At 66.9% G+C, this 20029-nt stretch carries 21 protein-coding genes; 14 read left to right on the top strand and 7 right to left on the bottom strand.

The features are described 5' to 3' along the window. Nucleotides 1-34 precede the first annotated feature (34 nt). The 5 genes from N415_RS16295 to N415_RS16275 are packed head-to-tail and all read right to left on the bottom strand — an operon-like array spanning nucleotide 35 to nucleotide 3361. Nucleotides 35-538, bottom strand: a complete 504-nt coding sequence (locus N415_RS16295) for a nuclear transport factor 2 family protein (protein ID WP_068183843.1) — start codon at nucleotides 536-538, stop codon at nucleotides 35-37. Then, entirely contained in the window at nucleotides 535-1404 is an 870-nt protein-coding gene (locus N415_RS16290; RefSeq protein ID WP_068184019.1) for an LLM class F420-dependent oxidoreductase, read from the bottom strand. The genes N415_RS16295 and N415_RS16290 overlap by 4 nt, the downstream gene beginning before the upstream one ends. After that, entirely contained in the window at nucleotides 1404-2195 is a 792-nt protein-coding gene (locus N415_RS16285; protein WP_068183839.1) for an SDR family NAD(P)-dependent oxidoreductase, read from the bottom strand. The genes N415_RS16290 and N415_RS16285 overlap by 1 nt, the downstream gene beginning before the upstream one ends. Before the next feature lie 8 nt (nucleotides 2196-2203). Continuing rightward, nucleotides 2204-3037, bottom strand: a complete 834-nt coding sequence (locus tag N415_RS16280) for a mycofactocin-coupled SDR family oxidoreductase (protein WP_068183836.1) — start codon at nucleotides 3035-3037, stop codon at nucleotides 2204-2206. Between the two features lie 6 nt (nucleotides 3038-3043). Next, nucleotides 3044-3361 carry a 2Fe-2S iron-sulfur cluster binding domain-containing protein gene (locus tag N415_RS16275; RefSeq protein WP_068183833.1) on the bottom strand — a complete coding sequence of 106 codons (318 nt, stop codon included), beginning with the start codon at nucleotides 3359-3361 and terminating at the stop codon, nucleotides 3044-3046. A 131-nt stretch (nucleotides 3362-3492) separates the two neighbouring features. On the opposite strand from N415_RS16275, the gene N415_RS16270 reads away from it, so the two are divergent. From N415_RS16270 to N415_RS16225, 10 genes are all read left to right on the top strand, one after another. After that, complete coding sequence (locus tag N415_RS16270; RefSeq protein ID WP_068183829.1) at nucleotides 3493-5118, top strand: NAD(P)/FAD-dependent oxidoreductase; 1626 nt, start codon at nucleotides 3493-3495, stop codon at nucleotides 5116-5118. Next, nucleotides 5118-5930 carry a mycofactocin-coupled SDR family oxidoreductase gene (locus tag N415_RS16265; RefSeq protein WP_068183825.1) on the top strand — a complete coding sequence of 271 codons (813 nt, stop codon included), beginning with the start codon at nucleotides 5118-5120 and terminating at the stop codon, nucleotides 5928-5930. Before N415_RS16270 ends, N415_RS16265 begins: the two co-directional genes overlap by 1 nt. A gap of 154 nt (nucleotides 5931-6084) precedes the next feature. Beyond that, nucleotides 6085-7269, top strand: coding sequence for an acyl-CoA dehydrogenase family protein (locus tag N415_RS16260; RefSeq protein WP_068183820.1), 1185 nt, complete (start codon nucleotides 6085-6087; stop codon nucleotides 7267-7269). A gap of 20 nt (nucleotides 7270-7289) precedes the next feature. Continuing rightward, entirely contained in the window at nucleotides 7290-8198 is a 909-nt protein-coding gene (gene bphC / locus N415_RS16255; protein WP_068183817.1) for a biphenyl-2,3-diol 1,2-dioxygenase, read from the top strand. After that, nucleotides 8195-9661: an FAD-dependent oxidoreductase gene (locus N415_RS16250; RefSeq protein WP_068183815.1), complete on the top strand. Its 1467-nt coding sequence runs from the start codon at nucleotides 8195-8197 to the stop codon at nucleotides 9659-9661. Before bphC ends, N415_RS16250 begins: the two co-directional genes overlap by 4 nt. A gap of 13 nt (nucleotides 9662-9674) precedes the next feature. Continuing rightward, nucleotides 9675-10118, top strand: coding sequence for a nuclear transport factor 2 family protein (locus tag N415_RS16245; RefSeq protein ID WP_068183810.1), 444 nt, complete (start codon nucleotides 9675-9677; stop codon nucleotides 10116-10118). A gap of 145 nt (nucleotides 10119-10263) precedes the next feature. Continuing rightward, nucleotides 10264-11073: an IclR family transcriptional regulator gene (locus N415_RS16240; RefSeq protein WP_068183807.1), complete on the top strand. Its 810-nt coding sequence runs from the start codon at nucleotides 10264-10266 to the stop codon at nucleotides 11071-11073. Continuing rightward, a complete protein-coding gene (locus N415_RS16235) occupies nucleotides 11070-11996 on the top strand; it encodes an alpha/beta hydrolase (protein WP_068183803.1) in 927 nt (308 codons plus the stop codon). The genes N415_RS16240 and N415_RS16235 overlap by 4 nt, the downstream gene beginning before the upstream one ends. A gap of 68 nt (nucleotides 11997-12064) precedes the next feature. Further along, on the top strand, nucleotides 12065-12412 hold the full coding sequence (locus N415_RS16230; protein WP_068183800.1) for a hypothetical protein: 348 nt from the start codon (nucleotides 12065-12067) through the stop codon (nucleotides 12410-12412). Continuing rightward, entirely contained in the window at nucleotides 12405-13052 is a 648-nt protein-coding gene (locus N415_RS16225) for a Dabb family protein (protein WP_068183798.1), read from the top strand. Before N415_RS16230 ends, N415_RS16225 begins: the two co-directional genes overlap by 8 nt. Nucleotide 13053: 1 nt before the next feature. Here N415_RS16225 and N415_RS16220 read toward each other — a convergent pair whose 3' ends face one another. Beyond that, nucleotides 13054-13941, bottom strand: a complete 888-nt coding sequence (locus tag N415_RS16220) for an SDR family oxidoreductase (protein ID WP_068183795.1) — start codon at nucleotides 13939-13941, stop codon at nucleotides 13054-13056. Then, complete coding sequence (locus N415_RS16215; RefSeq protein ID WP_068183792.1) at nucleotides 13938-15869, bottom strand: NAD(P)/FAD-dependent oxidoreductase; 1932 nt, start codon at nucleotides 15867-15869, stop codon at nucleotides 13938-13940. Before N415_RS16215 ends, N415_RS16220 begins: the two co-directional genes overlap by 4 nt. Nucleotides 15870-15971: 102 nt before the next feature. Between N415_RS16215 and N415_RS16210 the strand changes: the two genes are divergently transcribed. The 4 genes from N415_RS16210 (at nucleotide 15972) to N415_RS16195 (ending at nucleotide 19992) form a co-directional block, all read left to right on the top strand. Further along, entirely contained in the window at nucleotides 15972-17564 is a 1593-nt protein-coding gene (locus tag N415_RS16210; RefSeq protein ID WP_068184016.1) for an acyl-CoA synthetase, read from the top strand. Between the two features lie 100 nt (nucleotides 17565-17664). Further along, entirely contained in the window at nucleotides 17665-18144 is a 480-nt protein-coding gene (locus tag N415_RS32785) for a nuclear transport factor 2 family protein (protein WP_068183789.1), read from the top strand. Continuing rightward, nucleotides 18141-19007, top strand: coding sequence for an SDR family NAD(P)-dependent oxidoreductase (locus N415_RS16200; protein WP_068183786.1), 867 nt, complete (start codon nucleotides 18141-18143; stop codon nucleotides 19005-19007). Before N415_RS32785 ends, N415_RS16200 begins: the two co-directional genes overlap by 4 nt. Before the next feature lies 1 nt (nucleotide 19008). Next, a complete protein-coding gene (locus N415_RS16195; RefSeq protein ID WP_068183783.1) occupies nucleotides 19009-19992 on the top strand; it encodes an alpha/beta hydrolase in 984 nt (327 codons plus the stop codon). Nucleotides 19993-20029 lie beyond the last annotated feature (37 nt).

Genomic DNA, 20029 nt, shown 5'->3' with positions numbered 1-20029 from the left:
TCAGGTGCCGGCTTTGGCCGAAAGCCGCTTACCCTCACGTTGGCCCCGCACCCAGTGCTGGTGCCGCCGCACCGGCGAGCCCAGCAGTCAGCAAAGCGCGCGCTCCGGGGTCGCCGTTGAGCACACGACTGGTGCGTTTGATGATCCGCCAGCGCCCCTCGATGCGCTGCAGCTCGAAATGGTTTGCCGTCGAGCGCCATACGCGGTAGCTCTCGCCATCTCGGACCAGCACCAGCGATTCGGCGACCGCCACCGCCGAATCTTCGGTCACCGTCACGACGCTCGGTCCGATGAAGTGACAGCAGCCATTGGCTACCAGATTCTGGTGGGACGCAGAATCCACCATCGCATGAACGTCGTTCCGGCTGTCCATGTGCCAGCCCTCGACGTCGTAGGTGCCGTTGGTCGCCCAGAGTTGCGCGGCGGCGTCGGCGTCCCCGGCATCTACGGCCGGGCCGTACGATGCGATGAGCCGGGAGATTTCGCGTTCGTCTTCGAGATGGCGAAGCCGTGCCGCAAGATCGTCGATCTCGGTCATGACCCGATTCCTTCCTCATCCTTCACCAGGTCCCGTAGGGCTGATAACTGATCGACGTAGTGCGCCGCCGAGTGGGCGCGCACCGAGCATGTCACCGCGGTGGCTCCGACGTCACGCAGCGCGCGCAGGTGTTCTCGGACACACGCGGGTTCGTGAGCGGGATCCAGGGCCCCGCAAGTGCCAAGCACGATATCGAAGTCTTCGGGAAGCTCGACGGCCGTCAGCATCAGACCGATATCGTCGAGGCCCAGTCCGAACGGCATCCATCCGTCCGCCAGTTCCACCGCGCGGCGCAGCGAACGTCGCGTCCTGCCGCCCACCCAGATCGGCATTGGGGATTGAAGCGCGAACGGCCGCAACGCGATTCCCGAATACGAAAAGTACTTGCCAGCGTAGACCGGCTCCGGTCGCGACAGCGATGCCCGGAGGGCGCGCAGCGCGTCGTCGGCCCGTTCGCCGCGATCGGTGAACGGCGCACCGAGCAAGTCGAATTCGGCCGCCAGCGAGCCCACACCGACGCCCAGTATCACGCGGCCGCCGCTGAGCCGATCCAAGGTGCCGTACTGCTTGGCGATCGCCAACGGATGATGATAGCCGAGCACCACCACCGATGTCGTCAACCGTATCCGGGTGGTCCGCGCGGCCATAAATCCCAACGTGGCCAGCGGATCCCAGTAGGTGTCTCCGCGGGTAGCGCAATCGGCGAGCGGCACCGCGACATGTTCGGAACAAGTGAGAAAGTCGAACTCAAGCCTGTCGGCGGCCTCGGCGATACTGGCCAGCGCGTCGGCCGAGGCGGTCGCCTCCCACTCGCTTGCGACACCAGGCAGCCCGGCCACCACCGGGGTGGCCAATCCGAGCCGCATCATTTCTGGCCCAGGAGTTCCTGCACGGTGCGATGCGCGCCCAACACGATCGCGGCGCGGTCCGGCCCGCTGCCCTGGTGTACCGCCTCGGCGTTGCCGCCGGCGATGAACACGGGACCATCGCTCAGGTGGTCGAGTCCCTCGCGGGCCACATCGACCGGTTCCGAGATCCGTAGACCCGGCACGTCGAAGTTCAGTCCCAGCCGTGCCATGGCCGGCGTGCGGGTCACCCCCAGCACGAGTTCGAGCACGTCCACACCAAACTCGCGCAATTCGAGCCACAAGCTCTCGGCGAACAGCCGACTGAAGGCCTTGGCGCCGGTGTAGACCGACTGCCGCATCGAGCCGTGTGTGGCGGCCATCGAGCCGACCAACAGGATGCCGCCGCGCCCGCGCTCGCGCATCGGCCGGGCGTAGTGCTGCACGAGTTGCAGCATCCGGGTGACGTCGAGGTCGATCACCCGGAAGAAGTCAGCGAGGTCGGCATCCAGAAAAGGCTCGCTGCAGGTGTTCGCGCCCGCGTTGTAGATCAGCAGGCCGACCTCGAGATCGGCCGTCGCGGCCATGATCGCTGAAACTGCTTCGGGGTCAAGGAGATCGACTGCCAGCTCGCGCACCTCGACCCCTATCTCGCGGCATTGCCGCGCTGTGTCCTGCAGGGGTGCCGGCTTGCGGGCAATCAGGACCAGGTTGAATCCGTCGGCCGCCAATTGCTTGGCGAACTCGGCACCGGCCCCTTCCGAGCCGCCGGCAATCACCGCCCACGGGCCGTATTTGCTGATGTCCGTCATGATTACCCCTATCGTTGGGTGGCGCCGGCGTCGACCGGCAAGCTGACCGAAGTGATGTAGCGCGCCTCGTCGGACGCCAGGAACAACGCCGCGTTGGCCACGTCGACCGCATCGATCCACGGAACCGGAAGCATGTTCATGTTCCGTGCCGCCTCGGCGAATTCGTCGCGCGTCGGCGCCCGACCCAAGTCGGGGCGGAATGCTGTGCGCACCGCGTCATTCTGGATCAGCGGGGTGTCGACGTTGGTGGGGTGCACGCAGTTCACCCGAATATTCTGCGGCGCAAGCTCTTTGGCCAGGCTCTGCATCAGGCCGACCACGCCGTGCTTGGCCGCGGTGTAATGCGCCACACCGACCAGACCGCGCAACCCGGCGATGGAATTGGTGAGGATCATCGCCCCGGCGCCGCGCGCCATGAGGTGTGGTGCGCTGGCCCGGCATGTGTGCCACACACCGGTGAGGTTGACGTCCAGCATGGTGCGCCAGGCTTTTTCATCCAGCTCGAGCGCCATTCCGCGCGACGTGATTCCGGCGGTCGCGCACACCACGTCCAATCCGCCGAACCGCCGCACGCCGCGGTCGGTGGCGACCTGGACAGCGGCGAGGTCCCGCACGTCGACCGTTTCGGTGTGCACCCGACCACCGGCCTCCGCGACTAACGAAGCCGTCCGGTCGAGGTCGGCGACTGTGCTGTGCGGGACCACCACGGTGTCGATGGGTCCGCACACGTCGAGCGCCACGATGTCGGCGCCCTCCTGCGCGAACCGCACCGCCTGTGCGCGGCCGATCCCCCGCGCCGCACCGGTGATCAGCGCGACCTTGCCCGCCAGACGCTCTGTCATGCGGCGTTAAAACTCGACGCGGACATGGTCACTGAGCGGGCGCGCCTGGCAGCAAAGGATTAAGCCCTCGGCACGGTCTTGGGGTCCGAGAACGTCGCCACCGACCAAGTCCACCTCCCCGGACAGCACCGTCGCCACGCACGAGCCGCAATGGCCCTCGCGGCACGAATGTGGCACGTCAATTCGCGCGTCGAGCATCGTGTCCACGAGGGATTTGTCGCGCGGCCACCGCAGCCGATAGAGCTCGCCGTCCAAGTCGACCTCGACGGAGGCGGCCTCTGCATCGGCGTGCACGGCGACCTCGCACCTTCGGACTTCTGGCATGCCCGCGATTCTTACGAGGCGGACAGCACGGGCGGCTGCTTCATTCCGATGGCCGGGAGGCCGTTATCACGGCGTCCGGTCACCGGGAGATCGCGGCTGACGGTGCCCGCCGCGACCTACCGTAGACACCCGTGAAGACTGCCAGTGATCCGCGGGTGGCCCCGGAAGTCGATGCCGTTGTCGTCGGTGCGGGCTTCGCGGGCCTCTACGCGCTGCACAAGCTACGGTCGGCGGGGTTGAGCGTCCGGGTCTTCGAGAGCGGGCCCGACATTGGCGGTACCTGGTACTTCAACCGATATCCCGGCGCCCGCTGCGACGTCGAAAGCGTGGACTATTGCTACTCGTTTTCGGATGAATTGCAGCAGGAGTGGGATTGGTCGGAGAAGTACGCCACCCAGGCCGAGATCCTCGCTTACATCCACTGGGTCGCCGACCGACTGGATCTGCGCCGCGACGTGACCTTGAACGCCCGCATTACGTCGGCGGTAGTCGACGAACGGAGCCTGCGCTGGACGGTGACCACCGATAGCGGCGAGCAGGTAACCGCACGGTTCTGCCTGATGGCAACCGGCCCCTTGTCGGCGGCGCTGACCCCTTCCTTCCCCGGGTTGGAGACCTTCGCCGGGGATGTCCACCACACCGCATCGTGGCCCCACGAGCCGGTGGACTTCACCGGCAAGCGGGTGGCGGTGATCGGCACCGGATCGTCTGGCATCCAGTCGATCCCGATCATCGCCGAAGCCGCGTCCCAGCTCTATGTCTTCCAGCGCACCCCGAATTACAGCGTGCCCGCGGGCAATCGGCCTCTCACCGATGCCGACCGCGCCGAGGTCAAGGCCAACTACGCGAAGCGGCGGCGGGCGTCATGGCGCAGCTCCGGCGGTTCGCCCCACGTGGCGTATCCCAAGCCGACGATGGAGGCCACGCCCGAGGAACGCCGCGCGGCATTCGAGAAGCGCTGGGATCTCGGCGGCGTGCTGTTCTCCAAGACCTTCACGGACCAGATGGTCGACCCGGCCGCCAACGACGAGGCCCGCAAGTTCTACGAAGAGAAGGTCCGTGCGGTCATCGACGACCCGTCGCTGGCCGAACTGCTGATCCCTAACGACCACCCGATCGGTACCAAGCGAATCTGCACCGACACCAACTACTTTCAAACTTTCAATCGCCCTAATGTGAAGTTGGTCAGCGTGCGCAACACACCGATCGAGTCCATCGACCCGACCGGGATCAACACCACCGACGCCCACTACGACGTCGACATGATCGTGCTCGCGACCGGCTTCGACGCGATGACCGGTGCGCTGACCAAGATCGACATCGTCGGCCGGGGCGGCAGGCGGCTCCGTGATTACTGGCGCGAAGGACCGCGCACCTACCTCGGTTTGGGCGTCGACGGGTTCCCCAATCTCTTCGTGATATGCGGCCCGGGGGCTCCCGCGGTGCTGGCGAACATGGTGTTGCACGCCGAGGCCCACGTGAACTGGATCGCCGATTGCATCACCTACCTCGACGCCCACGGCTACACCGCGATCGAGGCGACCCCGGACGCGGTCGATGACTGGGTCGCCGAGTGCGCCCGCCGGGCCGACGCCACCCTGTTTACCAAGGCCAACTCGTGGTACCTCGGCGCGAACATCCCCGGGAAGCCGCGCGTGTTCATGCTTTTCATCGGCGGCTTCGGGGTCTATCTCGACATCTGCACCGAGGTCGCCGACGCCGGCTACAAGGGATTCTCACTGATCAAGGGATCCTGATGTCTGGTCTGCGTGGCCGCGTGGCGTTGGTGACCGGGGCCGCCCGGGGCAGCGGACGCTGCCACTGTGAGCGGTTCGCCGAGGAGGGCGCCGACGTGATCGCGCTGGACATGCCCCAGTCGGCCGCCGACCTCGAACAGACCGCGACCGCCGTTGCACGGCATGGGGTGCGCGTCGCGACGGGTCTGGCCGACGTCGGCGACTTCAGCGCGATGACGGCCGCGGTGGATGCTGCCGTCGCCGAACTCGGTCGCATCGACGTGGTTGTCGCCAATGCGGGAATCCATCCGGCGGGCGCCCCTACTTGGGAGATCGCCGCCGAAAGCTGGCAGCAGGTCCTGGATATCAACCTCACCGGCGTCTGGCACACCGTCAAGGCCAGTGTGCCCCACATTGGTCGATACGGGGGCGAGCGAGGCGGATCCGTCGTCATTGTCAGCTCCACCAACGGTATTCGGGGCACGGCCAACACAGCCGCCTACACGGCCAGCAAGCATGCCGTCGTAGGACTCGCACGCACGCTCGCCAACGAGCTCGGACCGCGACGTATCCGCGTCAACACCGTTCACCCCGGGGCGGTCGGAACCGCGATGGTGCTCAACGAGGCGACGTTTCGACGCCTGCGGCCCGACTTGGACAATCCGACGGCGGAGGACGCCGCCGAGGTGCTGCAGGCTCGTCACCTGTTACCGGTGCCCTGGGTCGAACCCGTCGATGTCAGCAACGCCGTCGTGTTCCTCGCCTCCGACGAGGCGCGCTACATCACCGGCACCCAGATCGTGATCGACGCCGGCCTGCTCGCGAAAGTTTAGGAGGCGTCGCGGCCGTTGACCGGCGACCGCGTCGTTGACAACGGCACCTATGCCGGGTTATGACCCAATTTCGTCCGCTGATCGGGATCAGCGGCGAGTCGGCCTCTGGACTGCGGTAAACCATTCATAAGCCCACACACGTTAGGACAGACAAATGAGCGAGCGGGTACTTGACCGAGTCGTAGAAATGGCCGACCAATTGCGTGAGCAGGCGCCCATGGCCGAGCAGATCGGCCGGCTTACCGACGAGACGGTCAAGAGCATGAAGGCGGCCGGTTTGATCCGGTTGCTGCAAACCAAGAACTACCAGGGTTTCGAGGCCCACCCCCGCGAGTTCGCCGAGACGGTGATGGCCACGGCGGCCCTGGATCCAGCCGCCGGGTGGATCGTGGGTGTGGTGGGCGTGCACCCCTACCAGCTGGCTTATGCCGATCCGAAGGTCGCTGCCGAGGTCTGGGCCGACGACGTCGACACCTGGATGGCTTCGCCGTACGCGCCGCAGGGCGTGGCCAAGCCCGTGGACGGCGGCTACATCTTCAACGGCCGCTGGCAGTTCAGCTCGGGTACCGACCACTGCGACTGGATCATCCTGGGCGCGATGCTCGGCAACGAGCAGGGCATACCAATCATGCCGCCGCAGATGCTGCACATGATCCTGCCCCGCAAGGACTACGAAATCGTCGAGGACTCCTGGAATGTGGTCGGGCTGCGCGGAACCGGTTCCAAGGACGTCATCGTCAAGGATGCGTTCGTCCCGACCTACCGCACCATGGACGCGACCAAGGTCATGGACGGCACCGCGCAGCGCGAGGCCGGCATGACCGAACCGCTGTACCTGATGCCGTGGTCGACGATGTTCCCGCTGGGCATCTCCGCGGCGACCATCGGCATCGCCGAGGGCGCGCTGGCCGCGCACCTGGACTATCAGCGGGAGCGCGTCGGCGCCACCGGAACCGCGATCAAAGACGACCCGTACGTCATGTACGCCGTCGGCGAGGCCGCGGCCGACATCAACGCCGCCCGCCAGGAACTGCTCGCCAACGCCGACCGCATCTACGACATGGTCGCCGCCGGCAAGGAGGTGTCGTTCGCCGACCGCGCCGCCGGTCGCCGCACTCAAGTCCGTGCGGTCTGGCGCGCGGTGTCGGCGGTCGACGAAATCTTCGCCCGTTCGGGCGGCAATGCGTCACGGATGGACAAGCCACTGCAACGCTACTGGCGAGACGTGCATGTCGGCCAAATGCACGCCATCCACGTCCCCGGCACCACCTATCACGCGTCCGCGCTCAGCTCGCTGGGCATCGACCCGCCGGAAGGCCCGCTGCGGGCGTTGATTTAACGGCGAACTAGGAGCACGCGATGAGCGACCTGAAAAGCCTTGGCTACATCACTATTTCGACCAACGACGTCGATCGCTGGCGGCATTTCGCCTTCGACGTCCTAGGTTTCGCCGAAGGTAAGGGATCCGACCCCTCGGCGCTGTACCTGCGGATGGACGAACGGGCCGCCCGGATCGCCGTCGTGCCCGGCGAAACGGAGCGGGTGCTCACCATCGGCTGGGAGGTGCGCGATCGTGCGGCGCTGCAACGGGTGAAGTCCACCCTTGACGGCGCCGGGGTTGCGTTCAAGCAGCTCTCCGTCGACGAGGCCGAGGAGCGCAGGGTCGAAGAGGTGATCGCGTTCGAAGACCCCGCCGGCCACACGCTGGAGGTTTTCCACGGCCCGGTGCTCGACCACAGCCCGGTGATCACGCCGTTCGGCGCGAAATTCGTCACCGGCGATCAGGGCCTCGGCCATGTCGTGCTGCCCGCGATGGACCCCAACGCGCTGTTCGACTTCTACACCGAGGTACTGGGTTTCCGCTCCCGCGGCGCCTTCCGGGTGCCGTTGCCGAAAGAATTCGGTCCGGTGCGGGTGCGCTTCCTCGGCATCAACGAGCGCCATCACAGCCTGGCGATCGTTCCGGCCGCGCACCTGCGCGACCCCCGCGTAGTTCACATCATGGTGGAGGTCGACACCCTCGACGCGGTCGGCCAGGCGCTGGACCGGGTTAACGCCGAGGGTTTCCAGCTGTCCTCCACGCTCGGCCGCCACACCAACGACAAGATGATCTCCTTCTACGTCCGGGCGCCCGGCGACTGGGACATCGAGTTCGGCACCGACGGCATGCGCGTCGACGAAACCTATTACACCGCAGAGGAAATCACCGCGGACAGCTACTGGGGTCACCAGTGGATCGGCGAGATGCCTGCGGCGATGCGGCTATGACGCCCGACGCGGACGTCACACCCGTCCCGGCATCGTCGATCGCCTCCTGGGATCAGGAGGCCGACGTCGTCATCGCCGGCTACGGGGTCGCGGGCGCCGCCGCCGCGGTCGAGGCGGCCCGGTCCGGCGCCGACGTGCTGGTCTTGGAGCGCACCGGGTCGTGGGGCGGCGCCGCGGCGATGGCCGGCGGCTTCATCTACCTCGGCGGCGGCACCGCGCTGCAAAAGGCTTGCGGCTTCAACGATTCCGTCGACAACATGGCCGCCTTCCTCAACGTGGCGATGGGACCCGGCGCCGACGAGAACCGGATCGCCGATTACTGCGCGGGCAGCATCGCGCATTTCGACTGGCTCGTCGGTTGCGGGGTGCCGTTCAAGGCGGAGTTTTTCTCCGAGCCCGGCTGGGAGCCGATGGGCGACCAGGGCCTCATGTATAGCGGCGGCGAAAACGCATACCCGTTCAACACCATCGCCTCCCCCGCCCCGCGCGGGCACGTCCCGCAGATGCAGAACAAGAAGCAGGGCGAAGCCAGCGCGGGCTACATGCTGATGAAGCCCCTCGTCGAGACGGCCGCGGCGGCCGGCGCGCGGGCGCTCTACGACGTCCGCGTGCAAAGCCTGATCGTCGAGTCCGATGGCAGGGTCGTCGGCCTCCGCGCCCGCCAGTACGGTGCCGAGATGACGGTTCGGGCCCGCCGCGGGGTGGTGCTGGCGACGGGCAGCTTCGCCTACAACGACGCGATGGTGGCGCGGTACGCGCCGCGGATCGCCGGGCGGCCGGCCGCCTCGATCGAGCAGCATGACGGGCAGGCGATCCGGATGGCGCAGGCGCTGGGCGCCGATCTGGCCCACATGGACGCGACCGAGGTCGCGATCTTCATCGATCCCCAGCAACTGGTGCGCGGCATCCTGGTCAACGGCCGCGGCCAGCGTTACGTCCCCGAGGACACCTACCCGGGCCGGGTCGGGCAGCTGACGCTGTACCAGCAGGACAACGTCGCGTATCTGATCATCGACGACGACGCGCAGCAGGAGGCGATGGCGTCGTGGTCGCCCAAATTCATGCTGCGGCAGCCGACCTGGGTGGCCGACACCGTGGCCGACCTGGAAGGCGACATGGGCCTGGCCCCCGGTTCGCTGCAGGCGACGGTGGCCGCCTACAACGAGGGCGCCGCGCGCGGCGAGGATCCGCTCCTGCACAAGAAGCCCGAGTGGCTCAGGCCGATCGGTTCCCCGGTCGGGGCAATCGACCTGCGGGAGAACACCGGAGGGTTCACGCTGGGCGGGCTGGCGACCACGTTGGAGGCCGAGGTCCTGCACGTCAGCGGCGAGCCCATCCCGGGGCTCTTCGCCGCCGGCCGGTCGACCGCGGGACTGGCCGCGTGGGGTTACGCCAGCGGCATCTCACTGGGCGATGGCAGCTTCTACGGCCGCCGCGCGGGCCGGTCGGCGGCCAAGGGCTGAGCCTCCTCTACCCATGGACAGCGATCGACTGCGAATCCTGCTCGATGAACGAGACATCGAACGAGCGTTGAAACAGTTCGCCCGCGCGATGGACGATCGCGACTGGGCGGCGATGGCCGAGATCTTGGCCGATGACGCCGAGGGCGACTTCGGGACCGGCCGCTTGCGCGGAAGCGCGGCGATGATCGAGCTGATCCGCGGCTTCCTCGACAATTGCGGTCCGACCCAACACCTTCTCGCCAACGTGGTCATCGATGTCGACGGCGACACCGCGATCACTCGTGCCTACGTCCACGATGTTCACCTGAGCTCGGACGCAGACCCCGCGACAAGGTTTTACATGCTCGGCGACTACAGGGACACGTGGCACCGGCGCTCCGACGGAACGTGGGAATTGCAGGAGCGGTTGAAGACCAATCGCGCCCACGTCGGCTCGCTCGACGTATTTCGCGGATAAAGGCGCCAACGGCACCCGACGAAAACATCGCGGCAAATTCCGCCGTCCCATTGCGTATCACGGCCGCGTGCGTGACAGCGGCCACATCTGTGTGCTAGAACTATATGACTATTAGTAATATGCCTGCTAGATACATGGAGGACCGATGACATCAGCCGTCAAGAGTGTCGAGACCCCGACGGCCGTCATCGACCGCATCTCACTGGTCCTCGACGCATTCGACGGACCGGGCCGGCTGACGCTGGCACAGATCGTGCGCCGCACCGGCCTGCCGCGGTCGTCGGCGCACCGCATGCTTGAACGCCTGGTGCAGCTGCGGTGGCTTCGCCGCAGCGGCCGCGATTACGAGCTGGGCATGCGCCTGGTGGAGCTGGGGTCGCTGGCCGTGCACCAGGATCGCCTGGTGCGGGCGGCCGGCCCCTTGCTCGGCGAATTACACCGCGCCACAGGGCTTGTCGTGCACTTGGCGGTCCTTGACGGTGCGGACGTCGTCTACCTGGACAAGATCGGCGATCAGCGGATACCAACCCGTGTGGGCGGTCGCCAGCCCGCGCACTGTACCGCTGTCGGGAAGGCGATCCTCGCCTACCGTGACGACGATGCCCAGCTCGATCTGCGGGTTCGCAAGACGAAATACTCGATCTCCAGTGGCGCGCAGCTCGCGGTCGAGCTGGCCAAGGTACGCGCCCACGGGGTCGCCTTCGAACGGGAGGAGTCGCTGCTCGGATTCGGTTGCGTGGCAGCGCCGATCGGCGGGGCCGGTGAGGCGGTTGCGGCCGTCTCGGTGTGTGGTCCGATGAACCGCATGATGTTCGACCAGCGACTGGCCGCGCCCGTGCGCATGACCGCGATGGGCATCTGGCGGAACGTCGAGGACGGCCCCCAGCGCGTCGCGCCGACGCTGCAGCCGCTGAGGCCGTTGCGCCCGGTTCGTCCGGCGCTCCAGTACGCGTGACCCTCGATCCGCAGATCGCGCCGCTGATCGACATGCTCGACGCCGGCTTCCCGCCGGTGCACACCATGACCGGTGCGGAGGCCCGGGCGCTGATCCGATCCAGGTTCGTGCCACCCGCCAAGCCTCAGCCCGTCGCCGAGGTTCGCGACTGCACGATCGACGGGCCCGGCGGCGACATTCCGGTCCGCGTCTACCGGCCCGAAAGCCGGGACACCAGCCTGCCGATTCTTGTGTACGCCCACGGCGGAGGTTTCGTGTTCTGCGACCTGGACAGCCACGACGCGCTTTGCCGCGACATCGCGAATCACATTCCCGCCGTGGTGATCTCGGTGGACTACCGGTTGGCGCCGGAGCACCGCTGGCCGGCAGCGGCCGACGATGTGTACACCGTCGCCCGATGGGCGGCGCGCAACGCGTCCGACCTCGGCGGCGAAGCCGACCGCCTGGCGGTGGGCGGCGATAGCGCCGGTGGCAACCTGGCCGCCGTCACCGCGCTGATGGCACGCGACCGAGGCAATCCCCCGCTGGCTGCCCAGTTCCTGATCTACCCGGTTGTGGCGGCAAACTTCCACAACGAGTCCTATCGGTTATTCGGCCACGGCTTCTACAACCCGAGGCCAGCGCTGCAGTGGTATTGGGATCAGTACGTGCCGGCGCTCGCCGACCGAGAGCACCCGTATGCAACACCCATGAACGCCGAGCTGGATGGGCTGCCACCCGCCGTGATGGTCATCGCCGGGCACGATCCGTTACGCGACGAGGGCCTGATGTTCGGCGAGGCGTTACAGGCCGCCGGCGTGCCGACCGTCCAATTGCGTTATGACGGCGGCATTCATGGCTTCATGACGATGCCGATGCTCGATCTCGCACACCGGGCCCGGGAGGAGGCCGCCGCCGCGCTCGCTGACATGTTGCGGCGATAGGTGCCTAACGCATCCCGATGGCCGGGAACCGAACGCGCGCCGTTCGCTGCGTGCCATACGGTCGGGTAATGGCAGACGGCCAAATCTTCGTGATCGACCGTGTGATCACCAAGCCGGGCTGTGCGCGCCGGTTCGTCGACACCTACCTCTCGGAGTATGCGCCCGGGGCGCGCGATCGCGGAATGACGCTGCGGGACGTCTTGGTCAGCCCGCCCATTTGGTTCGACGAACAGCCGAACACGGTGACCGTCACCTGGACGCTGCCGAGCGTGCAGGCGTGGTGGGAGATGACCTGGCAGGGTAGGCCGGACCCGGCGCTGGGCGAATGGTGGTCGCGCATTGCCGAATTGGTGCAGGATCGATCACGGTCGTTCGCCGCGGCCGCGGACGACGTGGATGGACTGTGCGATGTATAGCGTTACGAGGCTGCTCGACGTCGCCGAGGCAGATCGCGACCGCGTGCTGGCGACACTTCGCGGCGCGGCCGCGCAGATACGCGGCGAACGCGTTCTGGTGGAACCGACGCTCCCGGGTGCCCGCAACGGCGGTGATATCCTCATGCACCTGCGGTTCACTGATGCGACCGAATGGGACTCTGTTGCGGCGCTCTTCGACGACGTCCTCGGTGATCCCGCGGTCCGTCGCGTCAACGGGGCAGCCTACTCCGGTTGCCCCGCCAGCACGGGTCGGTCGGCGAAACCCGGGACCGTCTATCGCACCTTGCTGCTGACCGTGGTGCCCGGTACCGACGCGGCGACCGTGGCGCGGTTCGAGGCGGACCTGCGACTCATGCCTCGGTACGTACGCTCGATAACCGACTGGCAGCTCAGCCGTGTGGAAGCGGCAATCGGGGCATCGGCCTGGACCCATGTGTTCGAACAGCACTTCACCGACGCGAACGGGCTGACCGGCGCGTACCTCATGCATCCGATTCACTGGGCCTACGTGGACCGATGGTTCGATCCCGAATGTCCCGAAGTCGTCGTGCGTGATCGGGTCTGCCACAGTTTCTGCCGAAGCAACACGGCAATCGGGTCGCCGGCGGGATTGCTGTGATCTACAGACCGGCGGGCAGAATATTCGGGTTGGCCGTCGGCGGCGGTTCGCGCGGTGGGAGCAGCCCACTGCCGTCGAGGCGGTGCACCGGCAGTTGCTGCGACCACGGATAGTGCAGGCTGAACGCCACCAGGCCGGTGCGCTCCGCGGCCGGGAGGTGACACATTGCGAGTACAGTTTCGGCCAGGTACTCCACCGGCTCGGTGGGGAAGGTGTCCGGAATCAACTGCGCCGCACCGGGTGTACGCACGGCCGTCGACGGACCAACGCAGTTGACCGCGATGTTCGCGTCGAGCAGCTCGGCGGCGAGCCCCTGCGTAAACCTGTGCAGGCCGGCCTTCATAGCCGCGTAGATCACGTCGCCCGAGGTCTTGTTGTATTCCCGATATGGTCGCACCGGAGCCACGCCGGTGACGGAGCCGATGTTGACGATCCAGCCCGCGCCTTGCTTGCGCATATGCGGCACAGCGGATTTCGTCAGGACGAACGGCACGCGAAGGTAGTGGTCCACGGTGTGGTCGAACGTTTCCAGGCTCATGTCCTCGACCAGCGCGTAGTCGGCGAAACCGGCGTTGTTGACCAGGATGTCGATGCGCCCGGTGTGGTCGAGCACCGCGTCGACCAATCCGTCGCGCTGTTCGGCGTCCTCCAGGTCGGCGGCGACGCCGAACGCCTGGCCACCGGCGGCCCCGATCAGATCAACCGTCTCGGCGATGGTGCCCGGTAACGCGGAGGTCGTTCCGGCACGCACCGACAAGGAGGGCGTGTGCGACCGCGCGGTGACCGCCACCGTGGCGCCTTCGGCGGCCAGGCGCTGGGCGATGGCGCGGCCGATTCCCCGGCTGCTGCCGGTCACCAAAGCCGTTTTGCCGCAGAGTAACCGGCTCATCGCAGCGTGAGATCGGCTTCGAGCGGAGCACGATGGTCGCGCCAGAAGTCGAGTAGCCGGTATGGGAAAGCGGTCACAATCCGCCCGCCGCCGGAGCGGTAATACGTGTGGGCGGAGGGGGTGTGGCACCAGACGGTGCCAGCCATGGTCGCATCGATGTCGCCGACATAGCGCTCGTAGGCGCTCCGCGTCACCTCGATGGTGGCGGCTTTGCGCAGCGCCATCAACTGCAGGCATTCCATAACGTAGTGCACCATCACCTCGACGCCGAAATTATGGCCGGCCCCGTGACCCGGGCTGTAGTTGGGCGCCGAGGAAATGAACATGTTCGGGAAGCCGGGCACCATCCCGCCGCGGTAGGCGCGCGGGATGTCGCCCCACTCGTCGGTGAGCTTCCTACCGTCACGACCCCGGATATCCACGGTGGAAAGGAAATCCAGGTAGTAGCCGGTGGCGTAGATGATGACGTCGAGATCGATGTGCCGGCCATCGGGTGTCACGATTCCGTCCTCGTTGACCCGGGCGGGCTCGCTGGCCTCAACGTCCACGTGCTCGCGTGCCAGCGCGGCGTAGTAACCGCCGGGATCGCGGATGATCCGCTTGCCGTAGGGGGCGAAGTCGGGAGTGACCTTGCGGGCGAGCTCGCTGCCGGTGCCGAATACCCGATCGATGTAGTCGAGGCACATCTGCAGCAGCGCGTCGTTGGCCGGCGAGATCGACAGGTGTTCGGCCGCCCAATCCGGGTCATGCAGGATCACCGCGTAGTTGTTGTCCGCCGTGCCCCAATACGATTTGAGCCGTATCCAATTCGCGTAATACGGCAGCCGGGTGCCCAGCCAGCGCTGGTATTCGGGCACCTCGTCGGTCGCTCGCCTTCGGGGCGCCACCCAGTGGGGCTGCCGCTGGAACACGGTCAGGTGCGCGACCTGGTCCACGCAGGCATCGACGATCTGCACCGCAGTGCAACCGGCGCCGATGACGGCGACCCTCTTACCCGTCAAATCCAGGTCGGGATCCCACTGCGCGGAGTGGATCGAAACTCCCGAGAACGTTTCGCGGCCCGGCAAATCCGGCCACCGGGGCCGGTTGAGATAGCCGGCGGCCGGGATCACGACGTTGGCATATGTCACGTCTCGGGCACCGTCGGGGCCCACCGAGTGGATCTGCCACTGCCGGCGCGTTTCGTCCCACCACAGTGCTTCGACCTCGGTACCGAACCGGGTGCGCTGCCGCAGATTGTTCTTGTCGGCCACCGAAACCAGGTAGGACTGATACTCCGCGCCCATCGGGTAGTAACTGGACCAATCCCCGTTGATATCCCGCGACAACGAATAGTACGCAGAAGGCGTGTCCACGCCGATGCCCGGATAGGTGGTGGTGTACCAGGTGCCTCCCACTTCGTCGTTTCGGTCGAAGATCTGGTACTCGATGCCGGCATCCGCCAACTCCAGCGCGGCGGTCAGCCCGGCGATGCCCGCGCCGACAATCGCGACCCGAAAGCCATCGGGGAGCTTGGCGGTTCGCGGTAATACCGGCTGTGACGGCTGGAACCCGCCCTGCTCCAACAGCAGCGGTATGTAATCGGAGCCAACCACTCCCCCAAGTGCCACCGGTGCGATGCGCGCGAACAGGTCGGGGTCATCGGCAGGTACGGCGGTGGCGGTGCGTGGTGACTGCAGCGCCGCGATCACCGCATCGACGAGCGCTGCGGCCGTCTCGGGATCGGTGACACCGGCCTGCTCCGGCGGGTCGGGCACATGAGAGATCTTCGGTGCGTACCGGTCAACCACCGCAGGGTCGCCGGTCAGTTGCGCCAACACGGCGACCAGCACGCCAGGGTCCGCATGGCGAAGGTTGGCCCGCAGCTCGTCCAGATCCAGATCCGCCCGTCCGGCGCGTTCGGTCGTGACGGGGACTCCAGCGCTCATGTCGACGAGTATCGAGGCCGTCCGCGCAGATGTGCGGGTCCCTGTCTACTCAGCGGGACGTCGACCGCGCGCGACTCTGTATGGGCGCCTACCGTGGCGGGCATGCGGTCCCACGACCTGGACGCGATCATCGCGCGGGCGCGCAGCCACGGGCTCGGAGACATCCCCCGCCGCTCGGCCCGCCGACACCCGGACAAGACCGCGGTCATCGACGGCAACGTCGTGCTGAGTTTCGCCGAGTTCGACAATCTGGTCGACCGCGCCGCGGCGGCGTTGCACAACAACGGCTTTGGGCCCGGCGATCGCGTCGCGCTTTTGTCACACAACTGCTGGCAATTCGCCGTGCTGGCGTTCGCCACGGCCCGGGCCGGGGTGGTCCTCGTCCCGGTCAACTTCATGCTGACCGCGGAGGAGATCGGCTACATCCTCGGCCACAGTCGGGTCAGCGGATTCATTGTCGAAGCGGATTTGGTAGCGACGGCCGAAGAGGCGATGCGGCGGGGCGGCGTGGTCCGCACCCGGGTGGCCCTGGCGCCCGCCGGGCACGACAGCCCGTCCGGCTGGGAAGATTTCACGCGGTGGCTGACCACCGACACCGAAGCGCCCAACCCATACGTCGACGACGACCAACTGGTGCGGCTGATGTACACCAGCGGCACCGAGTCCCATCCGAAGGCGGCCATGCACACCAGCCGCAGCCTGATGTGGCAGTACGTCAGCACCATCCTCGCCGGCGAGATGGCCCATGACGACATTGAGATTCACTCGCTGCCCCTGTATCACTGCGCGCAGTTGGACAACTTCCTGGCCACCGACATCTACCTCGGCGCCACCAGCATCATCCTGCCGCGACCGGACCCGGAAGCGGTGCTGCGCACAATCGAGCGCTACGGCGTCACCAACTACTTCGCTCCCCCAACGGTGTGGATCTCGCTGCTGCGATCGCCGGTGTTCGACGAGGTGGACCTGTCGAGCTTGCGCAAGGGCTACTACGGCGCCTCGGCGATGCCGGTCGAGGTGCTGGCCGAGCTGCGGCGACGCCTGCCCAATCTGAGATTGTGGAATTTCTACGGCCAGACCGAGATGGCACCGCTGGCCTCCGCGCTGGGACCCGACGAGCAGGGAGCACATGCCGGTTCGGCCGGGGGTCCCGTCGCCAACGTGGAGACGACGATCCTCGACGAGGACAACGTTCCGGTCGCTACCGGCGTCATCGGCGAAATCGCGCACCGCAGTGCACATCTGATGCTGGGTTACCTGGACGACCCGGATCGCACCGCCGAGGCGTTCACGGGCGGCTGGTTCCACTCGGGCGATTTGGGTTTCTACGACGAGCATGGGCTGTTGCACGTCGTCGACCGGAAGAAAGACATGATCAAGACCGGCGGTGAGAACGTTGCCAGCCGCGAGGTCGAGGAGGTCCTCTACCGGCACACCGGCATTCAAGAGGCTGCGGTGTTCGCCCTGCCGCACCCGGTCTGGGTTGAGGCCGTGGTTGCCGCGATCGTGCCCCGCGACGGCGTGACACTGACGGAGGAAGACGTCGTCGCCCACTGTCGAGAGCACCTGGCCGGATTCAAAACACCCAAACGAGTCTTCTTCGTCGACTCGTTGCCGAAGAACCCGAGCGGCAAGCTGCTCAAACGCCTGTTGCGCGAACGCTTCAGCGTCAAGCAACATGCCTTCACTTCGTGAGTTCGCAGCGGCCCCGCTGCGCTCCGGGCCAGCAGGACGATGTCCCACTGACCGGGCATCGGGCCTGTCACCCGGCGCACAAGCCGAGTTGACTCAAGCTATGGCCAATGACATCACGCTGCCCGAATTGCAGGAGTTCGTCGCCGGCTTCTGGTACCACTACGACGAGGCTCACTACGGCGAGATGGCGGCCAGTTTCGCCGAGGATGTGCGCTATCTGACCCGAAGCGATTCCGGTGCAAGCCCTTTCGAGGAATTGATGTCGCCGGAGCTCAATGGTCGGGACGCGGTGATGGAATGGCTGTCGGACCACCGCAAGCAGAGCCCGTATCCATTGCGCCACCACGCCACCAACGTGCACCGCACCGGCACCGACGGCGACGTCACCCAGGCGCGGTTCTACATCTTCGTCAACCAAATCGCCAACTTCGTGCCGTTCGCGGTGTCCAGCGGGGTCGTCAACGTCGGCGTCCGGCGCGGCGCCAACGGCCTTCAGTTCACCGAGATGGATGTCATCCTCGACGCCACCAACTCGGTGCTGCTCTCGGAGCTGGCCGCCGACAGCACGGCGGGTTCGTGAGCGCCGAAAAAGCTTTTTCCGGCGGGGTTGCCGTCATCACCGGGGCCGGCTCCGGCCTCGGTGCGGGCTTGGCGCGCCATGCCAGCGAGCTGGGTATGACCGTGGTGCTGGCCGACATCGATGGAGCGGCGGCCGCGTCAGTCGCCGACGAACTGCGGGCCGCGGGCGGGGCGGCTGTCGACGTCGTCTGCGACGTGCGCGACCCTGACGCCGTGCACGACCTTGCCGAGCGGGTCTACGGAGACGTCGGCCCGGTGCGCTTGCTGGTCAACAACGCCGGCGTCGAACAGTTCGGCTACCTGTGGGACACGCCAGTAGCCAATTGGCGGCGCACTATCGACATCAACGTCAGCGGCGTCTTTTACGGCGTGCGCGCTTTCCTGCCGAAGATGATGTCGACCGACGAGCGGGCATGGGTGTGGAACATCGCCTCCGTGGGCGCGGTGGTGGCGATTCCGTTGCAAGCGCCGTACATCGTCAGCAAGCATGCGGTGCTGGCATTGACCGAGTGCCTGTACTTGGAAGTCGAGTCGACCGGACACGCCAATCACATTCACGTGCAAGCCGTGCTCCCCGGTCCCGTGTCGTCCAACATCTTTGAGTCTGCCGGCGGAATCGACGCCGACGGTGATGTGGTCGCCGCCGAGGCGCAACGCGCGACAATGCTGGGTCTCAAGGGCACGGCAATGGACCCGATTGACGCCGCCGAGGCGTTGTTCCGGCAGGCCAAAGACGGACGCTTCTACCTACACACCCACCCCGACACGGTGGGCGCCGCGATGGCCGAGCGAGCCGATGTGCTCGCCTCACAACGACCCCCGGCGCTGCGCACCGAAAGCCGCTTCGACACGACAAAGCGATGAGATGGTAACGCCCGCACTGGATCCCGACGCCGCAGCGCGCGTCGCATCGTTCGGCCCCCTCGCACCGATGCGACAACGCGGGCTGGCCGCGGTGCGCGCCGGGCTCGAATCCGCCCCGCTGCCCGAAGCGATGCCAGAAATGGCCGTCGTCACCGATACCGCGATTCCCGGTCCGGCGAGCGATATCCCGGCCCGGATCTACCACCCCACCGCCGACGCCGGCGGCCCTGTGCTGGTTTACCTCCACGGGGGCGGGCTGGTGATGGGTTCCAACCACTCGTTCGAACCGCTGGCGCGCGAGCTGGCCGCGGCGTCGGTGGCCACCGTCGTGGCCGTCGATTACCGGTTGGCCCCGGAGTTTCCACCGCCGGCGCAGTTCGACGACGCCTACGCGGCAACCGCATGGGTCTCCCGAAATGCCGCCGAACTGGGTGTCGACGGGGAGCGGCTCGCGGTGGTCGGCGACAGCGCCGGCGGGTCGCTCGCGGCCGGGGTCGCGCTGGCCGCCCGGGACCGCGGCGGACCCGCGATCTGCGCACAGGTGCTGCTCTATCCGGGTCTGGATCGCGACATGTCCGCGCCCTCCGTTGGCGCGCTGGCCGATGCGCCGCTACTCGCGCGCGACGACATCGACTACATGCACGCGCTCGTCGACGGCGACGCGGGTGCGCCCACCGATCCCTATCTGGTCCCGGCGTACGCCGCCGATCTGTCCGGCCTACCGCCTGCGATTGTGGCGACTGGCGGCTGCGATCCCATCCGGGACTGGGGCGAGCGGTACGCGGCCCGGCTACGCGACGCCGACGTGCAGACGACCAGCACCCGCTATCCCGGCATGTACCACGGCTTTTTGATGCGCTCCGATGCCACCGCGCGGGGTCGGCTGGCCATCGCCGAGATCGGCGCGCTGCTGCGGGCACGGTTCAGCTACCCCCTTCGTTTCGACGTCCCGATGACCGGACAACGGTCGGCCGCATCGCGCTGACGCTGCGCACAATCGGTCGATCCAGAACTGCAAAGGA

The sequence above is a fragment of the Mycobacterium sp. UM_CSW genome (assembly GCF_000455205.1).
GTDB lineage: Bacteria > Actinomycetota > Actinomycetes > Mycobacteriales > Mycobacteriaceae > Mycobacterium.
The sequence above is the reverse complement of the archived record's forward strand: the minus strand, read 5'-3'. Positions and strand labels throughout refer to the sequence as shown.

Bases quoted from the DNA above. Each gene is read 5' to 3' on its own strand.
- N415_RS32785 (WP_068183789.1), top strand. From the start codon at position 17,665: ATGGCCAATGACATCACGCTGCCCGAATTGCAGGAGTTCGTCGCCGGC.
- N415_RS16265 (WP_068183825.1), top strand. From the start codon at position 5,118: ATGTCTGGTCTGCGTGGCCGCGTGGCGTTGGTGACCGGGGCCGCCCGG.
- N415_RS16240 (WP_068183807.1), top strand. From the start codon at position 10,264: ATGACATCAGCCGTCAAGAGTGTCGAGACCCCGACGGCCGTCATCGAC.
- N415_RS16195 (WP_068183783.1), top strand. From the start codon at position 19,009: ATGGTAACGCCCGCACTGGATCCCGACGCCGCAGCGCGCGTCGCATCG.
- N415_RS16250 (WP_068183815.1), top strand. From the start codon at position 8,195: ATGACGCCCGACGCGGACGTCACACCCGTCCCGGCATCGTCGATCGCC.
- N415_RS16280 (WP_068183836.1), bottom strand. From the start codon at position 3,037: ATGACAGAGCGTCTGGCGGGCAAGGTCGCGCTGATCACCGGTGCGGCG.
- N415_RS16245 (WP_068183810.1), top strand. From the start codon at position 9,675: ATGGACAGCGATCGACTGCGAATCCTGCTCGATGAACGAGACATCGAA.
- N415_RS16220 (WP_068183795.1), bottom strand. From the start codon at position 13,941: ATGAGCCGGTTACTCTGCGGCAAAACGGCTTTGGTGACCGGCAGCAGC.
- N415_RS16210 (WP_068184016.1), top strand. From the start codon at position 15,972: ATGCGGTCCCACGACCTGGACGCGATCATCGCGCGGGCGCGCAGCCAC.
- N415_RS16285 (WP_068183839.1), bottom strand. From the start codon at position 2,195: ATGACGGACATCAGCAAATACGGCCCGTGGGCGGTGATTGCCGGCGGC.
- N415_RS16230 (WP_068183800.1), top strand. From the start codon at position 12,065: ATGGCAGACGGCCAAATCTTCGTGATCGACCGTGTGATCACCAAGCCG.
- N415_RS16215 (WP_068183792.1), bottom strand. From the start codon at position 15,869: ATGAGCGCTGGAGTCCCCGTCACGACCGAACGCGCCGGACGGGCGGAT.
- bphC (WP_068183817.1), top strand. From the start codon at position 7,290: ATGAGCGACCTGAAAAGCCTTGGCTACATCACTATTTCGACCAACGAC.
- N415_RS16295 (WP_068183843.1), bottom strand. From the start codon at position 538: ATGACCGAGATCGACGATCTTGCGGCACGGCTTCGCCATCTCGAAGAC.
- N415_RS16225 (WP_068183798.1), top strand. From the start codon at position 12,405: ATGTATAGCGTTACGAGGCTGCTCGACGTCGCCGAGGCAGATCGCGAC.
- N415_RS16260 (WP_068183820.1), top strand. From the start codon at position 6,085: ATGAGCGAGCGGGTACTTGACCGAGTCGTAGAAATGGCCGACCAATTG.
- N415_RS16275 (WP_068183833.1), bottom strand. From the start codon at position 3,361: ATGCCAGAAGTCCGAAGGTGCGAGGTCGCCGTGCACGCCGATGCAGAG.
- N415_RS16290 (WP_068184019.1), bottom strand. From the start codon at position 1,404: ATGCGGCTCGGATTGGCCACCCCGGTGGTGGCCGGGCTGCCTGGTGTC.